Source organism: Pedobacter aquatilis (assembly GCF_032678405.1).
Taxonomy (GTDB): Bacteria; Bacteroidota; Bacteroidia; order Sphingobacteriales; family Sphingobacteriaceae; genus Pedobacter; species Pedobacter aquatilis_A.
The window spans coordinates 531,953-553,930 of record NZ_JAVTSJ010000002.1 but is presented as its reverse complement, the minus strand read 5'-3'; the positions used below and the strand labels follow the sequence as shown (position 1 = coordinate 553,930).

16 protein-coding genes are annotated in these 21,978 nt (G+C 39.4%); 9 read left to right on the top strand and 7 right to left on the bottom strand.

Annotation, left to right across the window (positions count from 1 at the left end; all coding sequences use genetic code 11):
* Positions 1-35: 35 nt before the first annotated feature.
* The 5 genes from R2R71_RS07835 (at position 36) to R2R71_RS07815 (ending at position 9,902) form a co-directional block, all read left to right on the top strand.
* Entirely contained in the window at positions 36-3,065 is a 3,030-nt protein-coding gene (locus R2R71_RS07835) for an amidohydrolase family protein (protein WP_316830708.1), read from the top strand.
* On the top strand, positions 3,055-4,377 hold the full coding sequence (locus tag R2R71_RS07830; protein ID WP_316830707.1) for an amidohydrolase family protein: 1,323 nt from the start codon (positions 3,055-3,057) through the stop codon (positions 4,375-4,377). Before R2R71_RS07835 ends, R2R71_RS07830 begins: the two co-directional genes overlap by 11 nt.
* Before the next feature lie 254 nt (positions 4,378-4,631).
* On the top strand, positions 4,632-7,814 hold the full coding sequence (locus R2R71_RS07825) for a TonB-dependent receptor (protein ID WP_316830706.1): 3,183 nt from the start codon (positions 4,632-4,634) through the stop codon (positions 7,812-7,814).
* A 105-nt stretch (positions 7,815-7,919) separates the two neighbouring features.
* Entirely contained in the window at positions 7,920-9,674 is a 1,755-nt protein-coding gene (locus tag R2R71_RS07820) for an ABC transporter ATP-binding protein (RefSeq protein WP_316830705.1), read from the top strand.
* Between the two features lie 12 nt (positions 9,675-9,686).
* Positions 9,687-9,902 carry a PLDc N-terminal domain-containing protein gene (locus R2R71_RS07815; protein ID WP_316830704.1) on the top strand — a complete coding sequence of 72 codons (216 nt, stop codon included), beginning with the start codon at positions 9,687-9,689 and terminating at the stop codon, positions 9,900-9,902.
* 245 nt (positions 9,903-10,147) lie between these two features.
* Here the strand turns inward: R2R71_RS07815 and R2R71_RS07810 are convergent, their stop codons facing one another.
* The 6 genes from R2R71_RS07810 to R2R71_RS07785 form a co-directional block, all read right to left on the bottom strand.
* Positions 10,148-11,431, bottom strand: coding sequence for an MFS transporter (locus tag R2R71_RS07810; protein ID WP_316830703.1), 1,284 nt, complete (start codon positions 11,429-11,431; stop codon positions 10,148-10,150).
* A gap of 93 nt (positions 11,432-11,524) precedes the next feature.
* Entirely contained in the window at positions 11,525-13,630 is a 2,106-nt protein-coding gene (recG, locus tag R2R71_RS07805; protein ID WP_316830702.1) for an ATP-dependent DNA helicase RecG, read from the bottom strand.
* Positions 13,631-13,635: 5 nt separating this feature from the next.
* A complete protein-coding gene (locus R2R71_RS07800) occupies positions 13,636-14,538 on the bottom strand; it encodes an EamA family transporter (protein ID WP_316830701.1) in 903 nt (300 codons plus the stop codon).
* 2 nt (positions 14,539-14,540) lie between these two features.
* Complete coding sequence (locus tag R2R71_RS07795) at positions 14,541-14,921, bottom strand: RidA family protein (RefSeq protein WP_316830700.1); 381 nt, start codon at positions 14,919-14,921, stop codon at positions 14,541-14,543.
* 91 nt (positions 14,922-15,012) lie between these two features.
* Positions 15,013-15,150: a DUF6728 family protein gene (locus R2R71_RS07790; RefSeq protein ID WP_231729815.1), complete on the bottom strand. Its 138-nt coding sequence runs from the start codon at positions 15,148-15,150 to the stop codon at positions 15,013-15,015.
* Positions 15,151-15,247: 97 nt separating this feature from the next.
* Positions 15,248-16,609: an OmpA family protein gene (locus R2R71_RS07785; protein WP_316830699.1), complete on the bottom strand. Its 1,362-nt coding sequence runs from the start codon at positions 16,607-16,609 to the stop codon at positions 15,248-15,250.
* 172 nt (positions 16,610-16,781) lie between these two features.
* On the opposite strand from R2R71_RS07785, the gene R2R71_RS07780 reads away from it, so the two are divergent.
* Positions 16,782-18,071, top strand: a complete 1,290-nt coding sequence (locus R2R71_RS07780; protein ID WP_316830698.1) for a Xaa-Pro aminopeptidase — start codon at positions 16,782-16,784, stop codon at positions 18,069-18,071.
* Between the two features lie 68 nt (positions 18,072-18,139).
* On the opposite strand, the gene meaB is transcribed toward R2R71_RS07780, so the two are convergent.
* The gene (gene meaB / locus R2R71_RS07775; protein ID WP_316830697.1) at positions 18,140-19,045 is read right to left on the bottom strand and encodes a methylmalonyl Co-A mutase-associated GTPase MeaB; all 906 of its coding nucleotides are present in this window, start codon (positions 19,043-19,045) and stop codon (positions 18,140-18,142) included.
* A 71-nt stretch (positions 19,046-19,116) separates the two neighbouring features.
* Between meaB and R2R71_RS07770 the strand changes: the two genes are divergently transcribed.
* The 3 genes from R2R71_RS07770 to R2R71_RS07760 all read left to right on the top strand — a co-directional run bounded on the left by R2R71_RS07770 (position 19,117) and on the right by R2R71_RS07760 (position 21,970).
* Positions 19,117-19,995 (top strand): glycosyltransferase family 2 protein, encoded by an 879-nt coding sequence (locus R2R71_RS07770; RefSeq protein WP_316830696.1) that lies wholly within the window; start codon positions 19,117-19,119, stop codon positions 19,993-19,995.
* A 72-nt stretch (positions 19,996-20,067) separates the two neighbouring features.
* Complete coding sequence (locus tag R2R71_RS07765; protein ID WP_316830695.1) at positions 20,068-21,126, top strand: glycosyltransferase family 1 protein; 1,059 nt, start codon at positions 20,068-20,070, stop codon at positions 21,124-21,126.
* Between the two features lie 43 nt (positions 21,127-21,169).
* Positions 21,170-21,970 (top strand): DUF5672 family protein, encoded by an 801-nt coding sequence (locus R2R71_RS07760; protein ID WP_316830694.1) that lies wholly within the window; start codon positions 21,170-21,172, stop codon positions 21,968-21,970.
* Positions 21,971-21,978 lie beyond the last annotated feature (8 nt).

Sequence of the window (21,978 nt, the reverse complement as noted above, 5' to 3'; positions counted from 1 at the left end):
ATTAGTTTTAAACAAAATAAACCCCTAAACATATTATGAAGAAAATTTTACTCGCCTTTGTGCTGGTATTTTCCTCTGCAATTCTGTTTGCCCAGCAAACCACTTATCCCGTTAATGGCTCTTACGATACAAGACCGGGAATGTTTGCATTCACAAACGCAACAATTGTAGTAAATGCCAACCAAACACTGTCAAATGCAACATTACTGGTTAAAGGTTCAACTATTCAGGCTGTAGGCGCTGGATTAGCAGTGCCAAAAGGCTATGTAATTGTCGATTTAAAAGGAAAATTCATTTATCCTTCTCTTGTTGATGCCTTTACCAGCTATGGTCTTCCTGAAGCAACTGTTCAAGGACGTGGCTTCGGTGGTGGCGGTCAGCGTCAGTCTATTTTTGTTTCAACAAAGAAAGGCGCCTATGGCTGGAACGAATCCATCAGACCTGAAACTTATGTAAAAAGTATTTTCACGGTAGACAGCAAAAAAGCCGATGATTTACGTAAAGCCGGTTTCGGAAGTGTTAACTCCATTAACCGCGACGGTATCGCCCGTGGGGTTTCTGCTGCCGTAACCTTAAATGAAGGTTCGGACAATAACGTTTTCCTGAAAGACCAGACCGCAGCAAACTATTCTTTCAACAAAGGAACTTCATCCAACGATTACCCAACTTCTTTAATGGGTTCTATTGCTTTATTGCGCCAGACTTACTACGATTCGCAATGGTATGGCAAGCAAAAAGATGAGTATAACATTTCACTCGAAGAGTTTGGCAAACAGCAAAACATGCCTCAGATTTTTGAGGTTGACGGATGGGCAAATGTACTTCGTGCTGATAAAATCGGGAAGGAATTCGGCAAACAATACATCATTAAATCAACAGGCGATGAATACCAGCGTATTAACGAAGTTAAAGCAACAGGTGCCAGCTTAATTATTCCGCTGGCTTTCCCTAAAGCCTACGATGTTGAAGACCCTGCTGAAGCCAGAAACATTACTTTAACGCAAATGAAAGCCTGGGAACTGGCACCAACAAATCCAGCTGCGCTAGAAAAAGCAGGTATTAAATTTGCCTTAACTTCTTTCGGTCTGGAAAATACACGCGATTTCTGGGCAAATATCCGCACTGCAATTGATAATGGTTTAACAGAAAAACAAGCATTAAAATCAGTTACTGAAATTCCGGCATCCCTTTTAGGCATCAGCGATAAAGTTGGTTCCCTTGAAAAAGGAAAAGTAGCCAACTTCCTGATCTCTTCAGATAACCTGTTCAAAAAGGAAAACATCATTTTCGAGAACTGGGTTCAGGGCAAGCGCTATATTGTTAACAAGATGGACGTTTCTGATGTTCGCGGAACATATAATCTTAACGTTGATGGTATTGCCGGCACTATGTTGCTAAAAATTACCGGAACAGGTGGCGGTTCGGCAGCAGCCATTGAAAGAAGTGGTGCAGATAGTGTAAAAACTACAGCTACATTTACCAGAAATGGCGACTGGGTAAGCATTGGCTTTAACTTAAAGAAAAACCCTAAGGGTGATGTTCGCTTAAGTGGTTATTTAACCGCGGCAAGCCCTTTAACCTTTAAAGGAGAAGTAGCGTTGCCTGATGGAACTTTTGGTAAATTCACCGCAACCTACAAAGAAGCAGGCAGGGAAATGCCTAAACGCGATGAACCAAAACCAGCACTGGCAACAGGTACTTTACTTTATCCATTCGGCGCATTCGGAAATGCTGAGTTACCTAAACAGGAAAATGTTTTAATTAAAAACGCTACCGTTTGGACCAACGAAAAAGAAGGTATTCTTCAAAATGCCGATGTTTTACTCGAAAACGGTAAAATCAAAGCTGTAGGTAAAAACTTATCGGCCGGTAATGCAAAAGTGATCGACGGTACCGGAAAACACGTTACGGCCGGTATAATTGACGAGCACTCACACATTGCCGGAAGCGGTGGTATTAACGAAGGTGCTCAGTCGGTTTCTGCCGAAGTACGTATTGCTGATATTATCAATTCGGAAGATGTTAACATTTATCGCCAGCTGGCGGGTGGTGTTACTACTTCTCACATCCTGCACGGCTCGGCAAATCCAATCGGCGGACAGTCGCAACTCATTAAATTACGTTGGGGTAAAGCACCTGAAGAGTTAAAGTTTGCAGGAGCCGATGGATTTATCAAGTTCGCCTTAGGTGAAAACGTTAAGCAAAGTAACTTCGGTTCAGGTGCCCGTTTCCCGGTAACACGTATGGGGGTTGAGCAAACTTTTGTTGATGAATTTACACGTGCCAAAGAATACGAAAAAGCAATTTCTGCAAAAGGCAGCAATGTTCGCAGAGATTTAGAATTGGATGCAATTGTAGAAATCCTGAATAACAAACGCTTTATTACCTGCCACTCTTATGTTCAAAGTGAAATTAACATGTTAATCCATGTTGGCGATAGCTTAGGCTTCAAAATAAACACTTTCACACACATTCTGGAAGGCTATAAAGTGGCTGATAAAATGAAGGCACACGGCATTGCAGGTTCTACCTTCTCTGACTGGTGGGCTTATAAAAATGAAGTTGCCGAGGCAATTCCTTACAATGGAAAAATTATGCATAACGTTGGTATAACTACTGCCTTTAACTCTGACGACGCTGAAATGGCCCGCCACTTAAACCAGGAGGCTGGTAAATCTGTACTTTATGGTGGCGTACCGGAAGAAGATGCCTTAAAATTTGTAACACTTAACCCGGCCCGCATGCTACATATCGATGATAAAGTAGGAAGTCTAAAACCAGGTAAAGATGCAGATGTGGTTGTTTGGTCGGCAAATCCATTGTCTATTTATGCTAAAGCCGAAAAAACTTTTGTTGATGGTATTGCTTATTGGGATATCGAGAAAGATGCGCAAACCATTAAGGCGCAACAGGCAGAAAAAGCTCGTTTAATTCAGAAGATGCTGGAAAGCAAAAGCAGCGGTGTACGTACACAGCGTCCGTTCGGCAATGCACCACGTCTTTACAATTGCGAAACTTTAGAGGATTATTCAGCAGAATTAAATGAGAAAGAACATGCACAATAATATAAAGTATTTAGTTAGTCTGGCTTTATCAGCATCAAGCCTGATGTGCTTTGCACAAGCCAATATATCGCCGGCAAAAAAACAAACCAAAACCATTGCCGTAACCGGGGCAACCATACACGTGGGTAATGGTACTGTAATCGAAAACGGAACAATTGTGTTCAGCAATGGAAAAATTGTATCTGTTTCAGCTGGCGGACAAGCACCTGTAGATGATGTAGTACGCATTAATGCCAGTGGCAAGCACATTTATCCGGGATTAATTGCGGCAACAACCAATTTAGGTTTAACCGAAATTGAAGCCGTTAAAGCAACACTTGATTTTCAGGAAATAGGCGATTACAATTCACATATCCGTTCTATTGTAGCCTATAATACCGATTCGAAGGTGCCGGCAACGCTACGCAGCAACGGTGTTTTAATGGCTCAACCAACCCCACAGGGTGGAACAGTTTCCGGAAGTTCGTCGGTAGTACAGCTCGATGCCTGGAACTGGGAAGATGCCGCTATTAAAACGGATGATGCTATGCACATGACCTGGCCGGTAACCCCTCGTTTCAGGGGAGGATTCGGTGGTTTCGGAAGAGGTCCTGCTGCTTCGCCTGAAATGTTAAACGAGCGTACACAGGCCGCAATCAGCCAGTTAAACTCTTTCTTCGCCGAAGCTAAGGCTTACTCAGAAATTGCAAAACCCGAAGTAATCAATACACGTTTCGAGGCCATGAAAAAGGTGTTTTCGGGCGCTGAGAAACTCTATATTGCTGCCGAAACCCAAAAGGATATCGTAGCATCGGTAAATTTTGCAAAAAAATACGGCATTACCCCTGTAATTACCGGAGCCGATGAAGCTTATTTAATCATCGATTTCCTACGAGACAACAACATTACCCTGATTGTTAAGCAGCCACATGCTTTACCTAACAATAATGACGATGATGTTAACATGCCTTACAAAAATGCAGCTATTTTAGCCAATGCAGGCTTAAACGTGGTACTAAGCATTGATGGTTACTGGCAACAGCGTAACCTGCCTTTTATGGCTGGTACCGTTACGGCCTGGGGGCTTGATAAAGAAAAAGCCTTATCTACAATTACCCTTAACGCCGCAAAAGCAATGGGTGTAGATAAAACCACCGGAAGTATTGAAACAGGAAAGGATGCAACTTTCTTCATTTCGGCAGGTGACGCTTTAGACATGCGCACCAACAAGGTTGAACAGGCTTTTATTCAGGGAAGAGATATTAACCTCGATAACCTGCACAAACAGCTCGACAAAAAATTCAGCGACAAGTATATGGCTGATAAGAAATAAGAAAAACTTATTTTATTGATAAACCCCACCATCGATTTATTTCGATGGTGGGGTTTTGTTTTAAAGTCGGTTGGTAAAAAACAATAAATAACCCTTGCTGGCGCACGCCTGTGAGAGAATAACCGAAATAAGAAATACTTATTTTAACATTGGAGCTCAAAAAACAACAATTCTGCAAGCATTTCTTAATCTAAAGGCGAACTTCAGTTAACACAGCAGTAACAACTTTGCACCATAAAATCAGAAAACTAATCATGGTCAAAAATTTACTACTCGCAGTATTAATGCTGTGTTTTTGTGTTTCCAGTTCTTTGCGGGCACAAACCACGCAGGCATCAATTTCCGGTATTGTTACCGATGAACAAAAGAAACCAATTCCTGGTGCATCTGTTCAGGTTAAAAACAACTCGACAGGTTTTACCACCAGAACTTCAACCAATGCCCAGGGAGAATACACTTTCAAGGAACTTCCTTTGGGTGGTCCTTATTCAATTAAAGCTTTATTTGTTGGCTACGGCGAGCAAACCAGAAGTGGTTATATGCTAAACCTTGGCGATGTGGTAAAAGTTACCATTTCTATGCAGGAGGCCGCTCAAAATTTAGAAGCTGTACAGGTTGTGGCTTCGGGATTAAAAAATAAAGTACAGAATTTTGGTGCATCTACAGAGATATCAGCCAAAACCATGAACCAATTACCTGTAAATGGCCGTAACTTCTCAAACCTTATGGATTTATCTCCACTAAGCCGTGGCGGTGGTATCTCAGGTCAGCTAGGCTCTTCAACAAACTATACCATCGATGGTATGAATGCAAAAAACCCAACCTCTGCAGGTAGTACAACCAGCAGAAGTGGTGCACCATATTCCATTTCAATCGAGGCAGTACGCGAGTTTAAAGTAGTTACCAACCAGTACGATGTTACTTACGGAAGAGCAGGCGGTGGTTCGGTTACTGCAGTTACAAAATCGGGTACAAATACCACCAGCGGTAGTGCTTTCATGTACGGAAGGGCAGATTGGTTAGCAAGCCCTTACGATATCAGAGGAATTAAACGTGATAACGATTTCTCAACCTATCAGTACGGATTTACTTTAGGTGGCCCTATTATCAAAGATAAACTACATTATTTCGTAGGCTTAGACCATCAGAAAGATTCCCGTCCGCTCATTATTGCCGATGTTAATGGCCCTGCAGATGAAGCCAGATTCAGAATCACAAACAGCACTTTATCACAATTCTTAAGCATCGCCCGTGCAAAATATGGTGTTGCCAATACACCACAATATGGTACTTTCGATAAAAAACGTGGCTCTGATGCAGCATTTGCACGTATAGACTGGCAAATTAACGACAGAAACCTGTTAACCATCCGTGATAACTATACTAATGACAGAAATCCGTTGGGTTTAGCAGATAACACGGCAGTTAATTTCTATGAGAGTTATGGTAATGATAAAAACGTTGATAACAGTTTACTGGCAACCTTACGTTCGACTATCAACAGTAAAGTAACCAACGAATTAAAAGTTCAGCATTTATATACCTTCCAGGCGAGTACACAAAACGACCAGCTAACTTATGCAATTCCAAGGGCAATCGTTGGTAACGTCCAGTCGACTTTATCTGATGGTTCTGCAGCGAATACTTCAATCCAGATTGGTGGTCACCGTTTCGGACAAGAGGGCTTCACCAATAATGTATTCCAGTTAGTAGATAACTTCTATTACAACACCGATAAAATCAGATATACTTTTGGTGTTGATGTAATGTATACCAATGCAAAATCTTTATATGGCAGTGAAGTAAACGGACGTTTTGAATACACCAATTCAACCGCAGGTTCATCATTACAAAATTTTGATAACCTGATTGCAAACAGGTTTTACCGCGAAGTGCCATTAGTTGCCGATCCAACAGTTAAAGCCGGTATCTGGAATGCTGCCGCTTACGGACAGATGCAGACTAAACTGGCTAAAGGTTTAGAATTTATCGGAGGTTTACGTGTTGATTACAGTATCTATCCAAAATCGCCATTAAACCAAACATTATTTAATGCAATCGGCGTGAGAACAGATAATGAGCTTAAACAATTCTTAGTTCAGCCAAGAGTTCAGTTCAACTGGGATATTAATGAAAACAGAACAGACTTTGTTCGTTTCGGAGCAGGTATTTTTGGTTCTGACATTAATAACTACATGACCATTAACAACCTTACCTTTGATGGAAAGCATTTTGCAACTGTTGATGTTTTTGGTGCCGATGTACCAACGCCGAATTTCATCGGATATAGAAATGGTGTTTCTGCACCAACCTTAGCCGCATTACAGGTTCCAACCATTAACACTTATGCTGAGGATGCAAAAATTCCGGTGGTATACAAAGCCAACTTATCCTACAGTAAATTAATTACCGATAAATTAAAAGTAGGTATTACAGGTTATGCAACCTTAGGCCGTAATAACTACATGTACGTTGATAGAAATATGGCTGCTAATCCTTATTTCACTTTACCTAATGAAGGAAACAGAGGTGTGTTTGTTCCAACCATGCCAAGTAATGGCTCTGCAGATTGGAAAACAGGCCGCTTAACCAATCTTTTTGGCCGCGTGTTAGAGTTAAACAGTAAAGGTAAGGTTAACCAGTTCGCAGTGGTTTTAGACGCGACATGGAACTACTTTAAGGATGGTGAAATTTCAGCAAGTTATACCTGGAACGATGCAAAAGACAATACATCATATAACGGTAACGTAGCTAACACAGCAACCCTTTCATTACCTGTAAAAGATGACCCAAGAAACCTTAGCCAGATGTCATACTCTGATAACCAGTTCAGAAACAAGGTTGTAATTTACGGTACTTTACCAACATTCTGGGGTGTAACTGTTGGTGTTCGTTATTCAGGTATTGGTGGTACCCGTTATACCTTATTATCAGGAGCAAATAACAATGGCGATTTCGTGGCAACTAACGACTTAGCTTTTATATTCGACCCGAATAATACAAGTGTTCCACAGAACGTACGTACAGGTTTACAAAACTTATTAAACAATCCTGATGCAAGTCAGAGTTTAAAAGACTACATTATTAAATATGCCGGACAAATAGCAGAACGTAACGGTGGTATTAATGATTTCTTCGGTGTGGTAGATTTAAGGGTAAGTAAAAAATTCAGACTTTATAAAACCCATACCCTTGAAGTTTCTGGCGATATCTTCAACTTCGCCAACCTGTTGAATAAAAAATGGGGTGTTAACGAGAGTTTAGGTTCGCAGGCGCTATATGCATTAAACGGAACAGCGGCTACAGCTACTGCACCAGCAGTTCCAAACTACGATGCCACAACGCGTTCATTTAATTATCGTGTAAATAATTCAGGTATCGTTACACCATCAGGGAACCCTTACCAGTTCCAGATTGGTTTGAGATACGGCTTTTAGTCATCGAAAGCTATTCCGTATCTTTTCGGAAAGTCATAAAAAAAGGGAATGGATTTATATCCGTTCCCTTTTTTTATTTTTGTAGCTACAAACAACAAAACTTTCATGGGATTACTACTCGACTACCTGAAAAGCCACAAGTGGATTGTGGTTTTGGCATTATTGCTTGCAGGTTTAAATATTGGCTTTTCTTTAATGGACCCTTTCATTACGGGGAAAATTTTAGACAGGTTCATCAACAAAAAGGATACGTTAAGCTACAGCGAATACCTTTGGGGTTCGATAGGACTTATTGGCCTTGCCATTGGTGCGGCTATGGTTTCGCGTATTGCAAAGAATTTCCAGGATTATTTCACAAGTGTTATCGTTCAGAAAGTAGGGGCAAAAATGTATGCCGATGGTTTACAGCACTCGCTAAAATTACCCTATCAGGTTTTTGAAGATCAGCGCAGCGGCGAAACTCTTGGTGTGTTACAAAAGGTACGTCTGGATTCTGAAAAATTCATCACTGCTTTCATCAGTATTTTATTTGTAAGCTTAATCGGGATGGTTTTTGTAATTGTATACTCGGTTTCTGTGAGTTATAAAGTTACCCTGGTTTATTTTTCTGCCATTCCAATCATTAGTTTCGTGAGCTGGTTTTTAAGCCGTAAAATCAAGATTATACAACGTTCAATTGTTGGGGAAACAACCGCTTTAGCCGGTTCAACCACTGAATCATTAAGAAACATTGAGCTGGTAAAAAGTTTAGGCCTGGCTGATCAGGAAATTGAAAGGTTAAATAAAACAACTTATAAAATCCTGGGGCTGGAACTTAAAAAAGTTAAATACGTTCGCAGTATGAGCTTTGTTCAGGGAACAACAGTAAATCTTGTACGCAGCACCATGGTACTTGTTTTATTATTGCTGATTTTCGATAACACCATCTCGGCAGGGCAATATTTAACTTTCCTGTTCTATTCATTCTTTCTTTTTGGTCCGCTTCAGGAACTTGGTAATGTGATCTTGGCCTGGCGTGAAGCAGAAGTATCACTGGCCAACTTTAAAAAAATTCTGAGCACGCCTATTGACAAAAAACCAGCAAACCCTATATCCATAGAAAAAATTAACGAGCTTACTTTTAAATCGGTAAGCTTTAAGCACCTTACCGCAAACAGGAACGCCCTGGAAAACATTTCTTTCGATACCCATAACGGACAAACCATCGCATTCGTAGGTCCATCGGGTTCCGGAAAATCTACGTTGGTTAAACTTTTGGTTGGTCTTTATCCGGCAAAAGACGGTGAAATTCTATATAATGGTATTTCCAGTAACGATATTGATCTGGATGCTTTACGCGAAAAGATAGGTTTTGTAACACAGGATACACAGCTATTTTCGGGAACAATAAGAGAAAACCTGCTTTTTGTTAATCCAACCGCAACGGATGAAGAATGCTACAAAGTACTGAACCAGGCTGCCTGTCAAACTTTACTGGCAAGGGCTGATAAAGGTTTAGATTCGTTAATTGGTGAAGGTGGAGTAAAAGTATCAGGAGGTGAAAAACAACGCTTATCAATCGCCAGAGCGCTTTTACGTCGACCGGATATTCTTGTTTTCGACGAAGCAACCTCTTCACTTGATTCGATTACAGAGGAGGAAATCACAAAAACCATAAGATCGGTTTCTGATTTGACCGACCACATCACAATTTTGATTGCACACCGCTTGTCGACCATTAAACATGCCGATGTAATTTACGTTCTGGAAAAAGGACATATTATTGAGCAGGGAACGCATGAAGGCCTGATTGCACAAAATGGTTTATATCAGGCCATGTGGAGGCAACAAATCGGCGAGAGAATTGTTGAAGAAGCATAATAAATCTTTAACATGTTACTTGCACAAATACAGAGCAATCAGATTGCTGTCATCATTATCATTACCGCCATTCTTTGGCTGGCACTTATCTTAACCGCATTGTACCATATATCGAGAAATTCAGGAATGGGTTTCTCGGTAAAAGTACTTTGGTTTATTATCATATTACTGGCGCCATTCTTAGGTTCGATAATATACCTGATGTGGGGCAAGAACAAGAACTTTTAAAAGAACTGGTTTTCATTAGCTGGCACAGCAACCGATAGATTTGAACCTGATTGTACGGAAATACTTTTAAAATTGCAGCAATCCCGAATATACTGTCATGCTGAGGCACGAAGCATCTGCAACCGATGAAACAGATGCTTCGTACCTCAGCTTGACAGACGTTTTTAAAAGATTGGAGGAAAAGCAGGACTATGCTTAAATTTTAGCACGTTCCTGCCTTTTCAAAATCAAAATTTATATTTTATTTAGCTTTTGGCAGTTTGTTCGTTAATATCCTGCAAACTTAACTTCGTCAACGATTTCGTTTTTAACCAGGTAACGAATGCAATACCAATTGTCATACTGCCACCGAACACAACCGCAGGCACCAGCGTAAGCAATTTAGCGGATAAGCCAGATTCAAATTCACCAATCTCATTCGAAGAACCAATAAACATACTGTTAACGGCTGAAACACGCCCACGCATTTCATCAGGTGTAAGTAATTGCATAATTGTTTGGCGGATAATTACACTAACACTGTCAAAAGAACCTTCCAGGAAGAGGAAGAATAAGGTTAGGTAAAAGTTTTTCGACAGGCCATAGCAGATAATACTTAATCCAAAACCTGTAACTGCAATAAGTAAATTTCTCCAGGGCTTGCCCATTGGCGAGAAACGCGTCATGGCAAGCATGGTTATTACCGCCCCTGAGGAAGCCGCACCACGCATCATGCCTAAACCAAATGAACCAAGGTGGAACACATCTTTAGCAAACATGGGCAATAAGGCTACAGCACCCCCAAAAAATACAGAAAAAAGGTCAAGGCTCATGGCCCATACCATCATCTTCGTTTTAAAAACAAATTGAATACCTTCTTTTAAGCTATGAAAAATATTTTCTTTAGGCACATAGGTCGATGGGTGCTTCTTAAAGGTAAAAATGCAGGTAAGCGAAATCGCAATCAGCACAACAATAACACTGTATGCAGCCGTTATTCCCCATAGCCAGTTTACCAAACCACCTACCAGCGGCCCGATAATAGTTGCCAGCTGCCAGCTGCTGCTATTCCAGGTACTCGAATTAGGGTAAAGTTCCTTAGGCACAATCTTCGCCATGAGCGAGAAAGTTGCAGGCCCAAAAAATCCCCTTGCCAATCCGATGCAAAACACCAGACCATACATAATCAATACAATTAAATCTTCTTTAAGATGAAGGTATTTACTGGTTACCAGCAGCATGATAATAGAGGCCAGTAAAACCCCCGAAAATATTTTGATCAGTAATCCTCGCTTTTCACTTTTATCGGCTACATAACCACCATATAAGGCTATACCAATTGCCGGTATTGCTTCGCAGAGGCCAACAAGTCCAAGTTTTAGCGGGTCGTGGGTTAAATCATAAATATGGTAGCCGATAACTACCGCCTGCATCTGGTAAGCGAGGGTAAAGAAGAAACGCATGCCTAAGAAAGAACGGAATTCTTTGTAGCGTAAGGCAGCAAAGGGGTCGGGTTTTACAACAACGGAGTTGGGGTCTGAATCTGTCAATGGATTTAATTTAATACTGCAAAACTACGTGTTGCGAAATAAAATCTGCAATCGAAATCAAAACTTGTAAGGAAACCTTACCAATAAATGATATTAAGAGATTTTATCGAAAGAAATACCTCTTTCCAGTTTCTGCAGATGTGATTTAAGCTGGGCATGTTCTGGTTTTTCCAGTTTCGGATCGGTTTCAAAAAGCTCGATCACCGTATTCCGGGCAGCCGAAAGAATTACCTGATCTTTCGCCAGGTCGGCAAGTTTTAAATCAAGTACGCCGCTCTGCTGTGTTCCGGTAATATCGCCGGGACCCCGAAGCTGCAAATCAATTTCCGATATTTCGAAGCCATTATTTGTTCTCACCATGGTTTCCAAACGGATTTTACCTTCCTTACTCAGTTTATTCCCGCTCATTAAAATACAAAAAGAATGGTCAGAACCCCGGCCTACTCTTCCTCTGAGCTGATGAAGTTGTGATAAACCAAATCGTTCAGCATTTTCAATAACCATTACGGAAGCATTTGGCACATTAACCCCCACCTCAATTACTGTAGTGGCTACCATAATCTGGCTCTTGCCATCTATAAACTGTTGCATTTCAAATTGCTTATCGGCATTAAGCATCTGCCCGTGTACAATGCTGATCTGGTAATCTGGCCTGGGAAACTGATAGCTTAACTGCTCAACACCGGCTTCGAGATGAAGCAAATCTAATTTCTCGCTTTCTTTTATCAGTGGATAAACGATATAAACCTGCCTGCCTTTGGCAATCTCCTGCTTCATTAATCCGAACATTCTGAGCCTTTGTCCCTCAAACAAATGTCTGGTATCAATTGGCTTTCTTCCTGCAGGTAATTCATCAATCATGGAAACATCTAAATCGCCATACAGCGTCATCGCAAGTGTACGCGGAATAGGAGTCGCCGTCATCACCAGTATATGTGGTGGAATTATATTCTTCCTCCAGAGTTTGGCACGCTGTTCTACGCCAAAACGGTGTTGCTCGTCAATTACTACTAAGCCCAAGTTCTTAAACTTAACCTTATCTTCAATTAAGGCATGCGTTCCGATGAGGATATCGATTTCACCGCTTTCAAGCTGTTCGTGCAGCATTGTCCGCTCTTTCTTCTTTGTGTTTCCGGTTAAAATGGCAACCTTAACCAAATCATCTGTAACCAGGCTTACAATAGATGCATAATGCTGGCGGGCCAATATCTCTGTCGGTGCCATCATACAAGCCTGATAACCGTTATCATTCGCCAGTAGCATACTCATTAAAGCAACAGCGGTTTTGCCGCTTCCCACGTCGCCCTGAACTAGCCTGTTCATCTGTACACCACGTTGGGTATCGATACGGATTTCCTTTATCACCCGTTTCTGTGCATTGGTTAGTTCGAAAGGTAAAAATTCTTTATAGAAGCGATTTACCTTATCACCAACCTTATCAAACTTAACACCTTTAAACTTTAGCTGTCGCAGTTGTTTGTTGTGTAATAACTGGAGCTGTATAAAGAATAATTCCTCGAATTTCAACCGCCTTTCAGCAGCATTCAGATCAGCCTGGTTTTTTGGGAAATGAATGTTTAGCAAAGCTGCTTTCTTATCCATTAACTGATACTTTGCGAGGATATACTGTGGTAAATTTTCAGGAACCTGCGGGATTACCTGATCCAGTAAGCCGGCAATTAACCTTTGGATACCTTTCGAATCAAGGGTAAACTTCTTCAGTTTCTCCGTAGAATTATAAACAGGTTGTAAGGTTAAATTTCCTCTGCCGGCAGGTTTATTCTGGTACAGCTCCAGTTCAGGATGTGAAATACTGAAGGTTCCATTAAACAGATTAGGTTTGCCGAAAGCTACATAAGCCGTGCCCACGGTAATATTATCCTCAACCCATTTCAAGCTTTGAAACCAAACGAGTTCCATAATACCCGTTTCATCTTTAAAAACGGCTACGATTCTTTTGGTTCGCTTTTCGCCAATTACCTTTTTACTGATTACACGGCCAATTAGCTGTATGTATTGCGAATCAGGGTTGATTTGGTTGATCTTAAAATACTTTGTCCTGTCGATATACCGGAAAGGGTAATGTCCCAGCATATCCTGAAAGGTGAAGATACCAAGGTCTTTTTTTAAGACATCAGCACGACTTGGCCCAACACCTTTAATGAATTCAACTGGAGTATCTAAAACCGAATTATACAAAGGAATTACTGTTTCTTGTAAACAACACTTTTTAGCAATTGTGCATTAAAAATAATAATCGATAGCAGTAAAAGCAAGTAGGCGAAAAGCTGGTGCATATCGATTTGCTCTTTAAAATAGAAAAATGCAACCGCAAAAGCAACAATGGGGTTCAGGTAAATCAGGATACCCAGTGCCGATGAAGGCATACCCAATAAAGCATAAGAATTTAAAAATAGTGGAATGATGGTAAAAACAATCGCAATTAAAAATATATGTCCCCAGAAAAAGGTATCAGTTGGAAAAGAATCGGAACTAATCAAATACATCGGTAACATAATCAAACCCGATAAAACTAGCTGCACACCCAGGAAATTAAACTTATCTACATTGCGGATTACTTTCAATACGATAACGTAAAGTGCATAAAATGATGCAATCACTACCGCCCAGGTTACCTCATACAGTGAACCGGTAGCAAGTAATAAAATGCTAATCAAAGCAATAGCTATAGCCAGTATTTTAGTTTTGCTAAGTTGTTCTTTAAGGATGATAAATCCGCATAATGCAGTAATAAGGGGGCAAACCATGTATGCAAATGCTGCTGCTTTCAGGCTTACACTATTTACCGCATAAATATAGGTAAACCAGTTGCCGGTAATCAAAAAGGCCGCCAAAAGAGTGAGCAATAAAAGTTTTCCTTTCTCAGCAGTACCTAGGCTCTTTAGGTGGAGTATATCCTTTTTCAATGCTTCCCTTCTGAATAAAAGGATTGTTAACCACACCATTAATATGGAAATAAATATCCTATAATATAAGATTTCCTGCGGTGGGAAATGTTTTATATTCCGAAGCGGGATAGACATTGTTCCCCAAATTATGTAAGGAACAATGCCTGCCAGAAAATATTTGCTTTTACCTGCAGCCAAAATTATCCTGCGATGGCAATTACAGAGATTTCAACGTTTACGTTTTTCGGAAGTACCGATACCTGAACAGTTTCACGTGCAGGGAAATCCGCAGAAAAATACTGCCCGTAAATTTCATTTACTTGTCCGAAAGTACCCATGTCGCTTAAGAAGATGGTTGATTTAACAACATTATCAAATGTTAATCCGGCTTCAAGCAATACCGCTTTTAAATTACGCATTACCTGATGGGTTTCTTCTTCGATATTGCCAATATTAAGTGCCCCGTTTTCAGGATTAATAGCAATCTGGCCTGAAATAAACAGAAAGTTACCGGCTTGTACAGCCTGGCTATATGGTCCTATCGGTGCAGGAGCATTCGTGGTATTAATAATTTTTTTCATCAGTATAAATTTATTTTTAAAGGTGATGTAGCGATCAGATTTATTCATTCCATTGTATGGATTGAATAAATCAACGATATTTTGTTAAGAATTATTTAGCAAGCCACTGGATAAGCTTGTAGATGATACCGGCAAGAAAAACGGAGATGGCTAATGCATTAATAAAATGCATAATTTTCAAATTAATATTATTTGGCCTGTTGGGATCTTTTTTCCTGAAGAAATACATACACAAACTTAATTAAAAAGGCTTATATCAGGAATTAAAAGACACAAAAAAAGCCCCGATAAATATCGGGGCTTTTTTAAGTTTTTATATTGAAATACTAGTTTCTAGCAGTTTCAACACGACGGTTTTGGATACGACCTTCTTCAGTATCGTTTGAAGCAATTGGATTAGCTTCGCCAAAACCTTTAGTAGCAACTTGACTAGCGCTAACGCCAGAGTTTACTAAGTAAGTTTTAACAGAATTAGCTCTGTCTTTAGATAATTTCAAGTTATATGCAGCAGTACCTTCGCTTGAAGCATAACCGTTTACAGTTACTTTACCACCGTTTTCACGTAACACTGAAGATAATTTATCTAAAGTTGGATATGATTCAGTTTTTAAAACTGAAGAGTTGAAATCAAAACCGATTTTTTCGAAACCAGTTACAGTGCTAGTAGCAGCAGCTGGCTCTGGTTTTGGAAGTGGACAACCTGAACCATCAACAGCAGTACCTGCAGGAGTTCCTGGGCATTTGTCGAATTGATCAGCAACACCATCACCATCAGTATCTTTTTTCAAATCTTCAACAGATTTTTCAACAGCAGATACACGGTTTTTCAAAGCTTCAACTTCTTGACGTAAAGTTGGATCTTTTAAATCATCATACATTGTAGCTAATGGGTTAGTCCACTCTAAGCTAGGTTTAGCAGAAGAACCTAAAGAGAATTCTAAACCAGCATAACCGTAAGAGAATTTATCTTTAGTAGTACCTTGAGCATAGATTCCGTCGAAGTTATCAGCATCGATAAAGTTCATAGTGTAACCTAAGTTGAAGTTAACACGCTCAGAAACTTTAAATTTAACACCAACACCTACTGGAATATACATTCCTTTTACGTAATCTTTAGCAGCGTGTGGATCACCTGCAGGACCAGTAGCTTTACCTTTCCAGTCAACAACTGTACCGTTAGTATAAGTTACTTTCGGAGCGTAAGCTAAATAACCAGCACCAGCAGTAACGAAGAAACCTACTGAATTCTCACGACGTAAGAAATCGATAGAACCTACGTTAACAACACCACGTAAATCTACAGCATATTGTAACTGAGTTTCATATTCTTTAGCAGTTGCGCTACCAGTAGCAATTGGGCCGTTAGTAGAAACGTTTGAACCTGAAACTTTACCACGTAATCCGTTTAATTCTAAAGCGAATGAGTGACCTAATTGTTTACGGATGTTTAAACCGTAACCTAAGTTTACATCCCATTGGTTAAAATCGTTAGAACCGCCGATAGCAACAACTGGAGCTAAAACACCACCGTTAACACCAATCGACCATGTTCTGTACTGTCCTCTTCCACCAAATACCTTGGTAGAAGAAGTAGTTGCAGGAGTTTCCTGAGCGACAGCAAGAGAAGCTACTCCTGTTAATGCCACTAAAGAAAGTGCAACACTTTTCTTTAAAGTAGAATAATTCATAATCTTTTTTCTTTTTTAAGGGTTAAACAATTTAATTGATTAATTTTTTAGTAACTGCAAAATTAAACAAAATATTAAATTTTCAAACTTTTATACAAACTCCGTTCCAAACTTCACTATAACTAATCATTTTGTTACTTTTGGCCGTTACCCATTCTAGAATACAATAATTATGAAATACCCGCAAATCAACCAGGATTTATTCATCTTAAACCGAAATAATTTTGCTAAGCATTTAAAAAAGAACTCATTAGCTATCTTTCAAGCGAATGATGAATTCCCGCGAAGCGGCGATCAGAGCTTTATTTTTAAGCAAAATCCTGATTTATTTTATTTGTCAGGAATCGACCAGGAGCAAACAATTTTACTCTTATACCCTGATTGTCCTAATCCATTGTACAGACAAGTCCTGTTTTTAAGACAGACAAACGATTACATAAAAGTATGGGAAGGTTACAAGTATACTAAGGAGCAGGCAAAGGCTGCATCAGGCATCGAAAGCATTTACTGGCTTGAAGATTTTGACAACATTTTACATAGTATTATCCACTATGCAGATCATATTTATCTGAACACAAATGAAAATGATCGTTATGCCCATTCGGTTCCTTATCGCGATATCCGTTTCATAGAACAAATGCGCAATAAATATCCTTTACACCATTACGAACGCTCGGCTCCGATTATGCGTGAACTAAGGGCTGTAAAATCAGATATCGAGGTAGATTTAACTAAAAAGGCTTGCGGAATGACTCGTGATGCCTTTGTCAGGGTATTAAAATTTATTAAACCTGGGGTTAAAGAATATGAAATCGAAGCTGAAATCATTCACGAATTTATCCGTCAGGGTGGAACCGGCCACGCCTATACGCCAATTATTGCATCGGGCCCAAATGCTAATATTCTTCATTACAATGATAACAACCAGACTTGTAATGATGGAGATGTAATACTTTTTGATTTTGGTGCAGAGTATGCTAATTATAATGCAGATATGAGCCGCTCGGTTCCGGTTAATGGAAAATTTACCAAAAGACAGAAAGACGTTTACAATGCTGTTTTGCATGTAATGAAAGCTGCTACAAAATTACTCGTTTCGGGAACAGTGTGGAATACTTACCACGAAGAAGTTGGTGAAATCATGACCGAGCAATTAATTGGACTTGGATTAATCTCTGCAGCGGATGTTAAAAACCAGAACCCTGCATGGCCAGCCTATAAAAAATATTTCATGCATGGCACTTCTCATCATTTAGGCATTGATGTGCATGATTTTGCTAACCGTTATACTCCTTTTGCAGCCGGAAACATTTTAACAGTAGAACCAGGCATTTATATTCCTGAAGAAGGTTTGGGTATTCGCCTGGAAAATAACATACTAATTACCTCAACAGGTAATATCGACTTAATGGCAGACATTCCGCTGGAAGCAGCAGAAATTGAAGACATTATGAACAGCTAAAAAGCACAGCTTTATACGGCTGCGAACCGTTCAAGATTGTAATGATTAATTAATTCAGCCACGAACAGTTAATCATTAAGTTCAATAAATCGATCCGCAAAGCGATAAACATTGAAACCATTTACTTTTAAAGCTTCGTGAATTTCTTCGCGGAGCTTTTTTTTATCGATAGCCTTCATCTTATTATGTTGGATAATTTTCCATGCCCGTTCAGCAAACAGGAAAGTTCTTTTTTGATTATCATGGTCAACAACAGGCTTTATAATCCATTTATACAAATCGGTGATACCTTCGTTTTTATCAGCTACCGTTTTTAATACAGGAATGGTTTTGGTGCCTTGATGAACTATTTTTTTCAGGTTATTGGCAAAAGTAGTGGCTCCATCGCGATCGGCTTTATTGACGACAAAACAATCGGCAATCTCCATTAATCCTGATTTTATATTCTGGATCTCATCGCCCGATTCGGGAACAAGTACCACAACGGTTTTATCAGCCAGGCCAGCAATTTCCACTTCCGATTGACCAACGCCCACCGTTTCTACTATAATTAAATCAAAATTTGCAGCTTTTAACACATCAACCATTTCTATGGTCTTAGCCGAGATACCACCAAGTGCCCCTCTTGTAGCCAGCGAACGGATAAAAACGTTTGGATTATTAAACTGCGTGGCCATCCTGATTCTATCGCCCAGTAAAGAGCCATAATTAAAGGGCGAAGTCGGATCTATAGCCAATATGGCCACCCGCTTACCTTCAGCAACAAACTGACTGGTTATTGCATTCACCAAAGTGCTTTTCCCAGCACCCGGAGGCCCGGTAATACCCAAAACAATCGCCGGAATATTGCTTTCCAAATCTATAAGAACTAAACCGGCAGGGTCAATATCATTCTCAACCAAAGTTAAAACCCTTGCCAGAATCCTGTAATTACCTTGCTTTATTTCGCTTAAAAGAGTTAGATGGGTATTCATCAATAAAACTATATTTGTACAAATTAACAAAATTATAAACCGGATGATGGTTTATACAACAAGAAATTTAAATGAAAGTTACCGGATTTACCTTTATCAGAAATGCCATCGCAAACGATTATCCGGTAAGGGAAGCCATACTTTCGGTTTTATCGCTATGCGATGACTTCGTTGTTGCATTGGGAAATTCTACTGATGAAACATCGGCATTGGTTAAAAGCATCAACCCTGAAAAAATAAGAACCATTGATACCATTTGGGACGACAACCTAAAAGAAGGAGGCTTCGTATTTGCCGATGAAACCAATAAAGCACTGGCTGGAGTAGATAAAGATGCCGACTGGTTAATTTACATTCAGGGCGATGAGGCGATCCATGAAGACTACCTACCCATCATTAAAAAGGAAATGGAAGCGGAATTAAACAATGATAAGGTTGAAGCTTTGCTTTTAAAATACAAACATTTCTATGCTTCCTACGATTATCTGGCTGAATCGAGAAGGTGGTACCGCAGAGAAGTGCGCATTTTAAAAAACCTTCCGAGCATACATTCTTATCGCGATGCCCAGGGTTTCAGAATAAACGACAGAAAGCTGAAAGTTAAACTTATCGACGCCTATGTTTTCCATTACGGTTGGGTTAAGCCGCCGAAAGGATTACAGGGAAAGGTGCGAAACTTTAACCAATATTACCAAACGGAAGAATGGATTGAACAGCATTACCCTGTTCAGGGTAGCTTTGACATGCATAATGCCGACAGGCTAGTTCATTTCAAAGGAACACACCCTGCTGTTTTGAAACCCAGGATTGAAGCGGCTAACTGGAAATTTGAACAAGACTTAACTAAACAAACGCCTAAAATGAATTTCCGGAGAAGATTCCTCCAGAAAATAGAAGATTTGACAGGCTTGCGCTTATTTGAGTACAGGAACTATAAAATTGTGAAGTAGCTTCCCGAAATATCATTTTTAAAAACTTCTTATCTTTGCGGAGATATTTAATTTATACATTAGCTTATTACAATGTCAAAACCCTCGATTTTAGTTACTTTCGATTCGATGAAAGACCCCAATTGTGGCTATTTTTCATTTGGAAAAGGACTCGGCAATGCATTGCTGAAACAAAATCATGAGCGCTTCAATCTTAAATTCTATCTTTTTAAGAACACAGAATATCAGTTTAATGGTCTTGTACCAATACAGTATCTTTCTATTTTTGACAAAATAATATTTAAGGGTAAAAATGATTTTGATGTTGTTCATCTATCAGATCAAACGTGCAGGCTGAGGCCAAATAAGGTGGTAGCCAAAACTATCATGACCATTCATGACATGAATAAGGTACATCTTAAATTCAGTAAACCTCATCGCATAAAGGCCTATTTAAAAAGGCTGGGTAATAAAATCGCTAAAGTTGATAAAGTAGTTTGTATCTCCCAATTTGTAGCTAATGATGTTCTGCATTATTTTCCGGAGGCTAAAGAAAAAGTCAGTGTAATTTATAATGGAGCTGAACAACTAATCGCAAAAAAAGATTATAACCCCAGCTTCAATCCTAATAAAAAATTTTTATTCACAATTGGATTATTATCGGTGCAAAAAGGATTTCACTTGCTACCTGCTTTGTTGCAGGATAACGATTATGATTTGATTATCTCTGGAAAAGAAACGCCACATAAAGAACGAATTCTAGAAGAAGCAAAAAAATACAATTGTTTAGATAGGGTTCATATTACAGGCCCGATCAGTGATGATGATAAAGCGTGGTATTATCAAAACTGTAGCGCTTTTCTTTTCCCATCAATAGCGGAGGGTTTTGGCCTGCCAATTATTGAGGCCATGTACTTTGGCAAGCCTGTTTTTCTATCAAAATACACTTCATTGCCCGAGGTTGGAGGTGATGCTGCCTATTATTTTGATAGTTTTGATGCCGAACACATGCAAAATGTTTTTACTTTGGGGATGGAAGACTTTAGTAAAAGGGACAGAGCTGCTGAAATGATAAAACAGGCCGAAAAATTTACCTGGGACATTGCAGCGAAACAATACTTAAGCCTCTACGAGGAATGTTTGATTAAATAACACCTAATATCCAAACTGGAATTTTGTATTAATAATTGCCAAATTGAAGAAAGTTGCAGTAATTATTCCTTTTTATAAATCGGATATATCGGATTATGAGAATATTTCGCTTCAGCAATGCAAGAAAATTCTTGCTGATCACGACATCATAATAATCAAGCCCGAGAATTTGGCTTTACCACAAATTGCAAAAGATCTCCCTGTTTCTAAAACGGTTAGTTTCCACCCAGGCTTTTTTGAAAGCATTTCGGGTTACAATCAACTGATGCTTTCAGGAGAATTTTATAAAGCATTTTTAGATTATGAATACATCCTGATTTACCAGATGGATTGTTTTATTTTTAAGGATGAATTAAATTACTGGTGTGATCAGGGTTGGGATTATATAGGAGCGCCCTGGATCAAAAAAACATACCATAAAAATGATATAAGTTTATTTTTTTCTAAACTTAAATATCAATTTGGCGCAAGGTTTAAAAAGTTTGATCAAAATGAACCTAATCAGTACCAGCTAGATAACCGGGTAGGTAACGGGGGGTTTTCTTTAAGACGGGTAAGTAAGTTTTACGATCTTAGTTTGCTTATGCAGCCCATCATCAGTCATTATTTAAATTCAAAAGGAAACCTGCATAATGAAGATGTTTTCTGGAGTATTGAAGTTAACCGTGAAAAAAGAATTCTTAATATCCCCGATGCTGCAACTGCGCTCCGGTTTGCCTTCGAAGTCCCTCCCGTTAAACAAGAATTCCTGAATGAAGGCCTATTACCTTTCGGTTGTCATGATTGGGATCGTTATGCAGATTATTGGCGTAATATCTTTGGCAAACTTGGTTACAAAATTTGATTAATAAC

Bases quoted from the DNA above. Each gene is read 5' to 3' on its own strand.
- R2R71_RS07835 (WP_316830708.1), top strand. From the start codon at position 36: ATGAAGAAAATTTTACTCGCCTTTGTGCTGGTATTTTCCTCTGCAATT.
- R2R71_RS07830 (WP_316830707.1), top strand. From the start codon at position 3,055: ATGCACAATAATATAAAGTATTTAGTTAGTCTGGCTTTATCAGCATCA.
- R2R71_RS07825 (WP_316830706.1), top strand. From the start codon at position 4,632: ATGGTCAAAAATTTACTACTCGCAGTATTAATGCTGTGTTTTTGTGTT.
- R2R71_RS07820 (WP_316830705.1), top strand. From the start codon at position 7,920: ATGGGATTACTACTCGACTACCTGAAAAGCCACAAGTGGATTGTGGTT.
- R2R71_RS07815 (WP_316830704.1), top strand. From the start codon at position 9,687: ATGTTACTTGCACAAATACAGAGCAATCAGATTGCTGTCATCATTATC.
- R2R71_RS07795 (WP_316830700.1), bottom strand. From the start codon at position 14,921: ATGAAAAAAATTATTAATACCACGAATGCTCCTGCACCGATAGGACCA.
- R2R71_RS07790 (WP_231729815.1), bottom strand. From the start codon at position 15,150: ATGTATTTCTTCAGGAAAAAAGATCCCAACAGGCCAAATAATATTAAT.
- R2R71_RS07785 (WP_316830699.1), bottom strand. From the start codon at position 16,609: ATGAATTATTCTACTTTAAAGAAAAGTGTTGCACTTTCTTTAGTGGCA.
- R2R71_RS07780 (WP_316830698.1), top strand. From the start codon at position 16,782: ATGAAATACCCGCAAATCAACCAGGATTTATTCATCTTAAACCGAAAT.
- meaB (WP_316830697.1), bottom strand. From the start codon at position 19,045: ATGAATACCCATCTAACTCTTTTAAGCGAAATAAAGCAAGGTAATTAC.
- R2R71_RS07770 (WP_316830696.1), top strand. From the start codon at position 19,117: ATGAAAGTTACCGGATTTACCTTTATCAGAAATGCCATCGCAAACGAT.
- R2R71_RS07765 (WP_316830695.1), top strand. From the start codon at position 20,068: ATGTCAAAACCCTCGATTTTAGTTACTTTCGATTCGATGAAAGACCCC.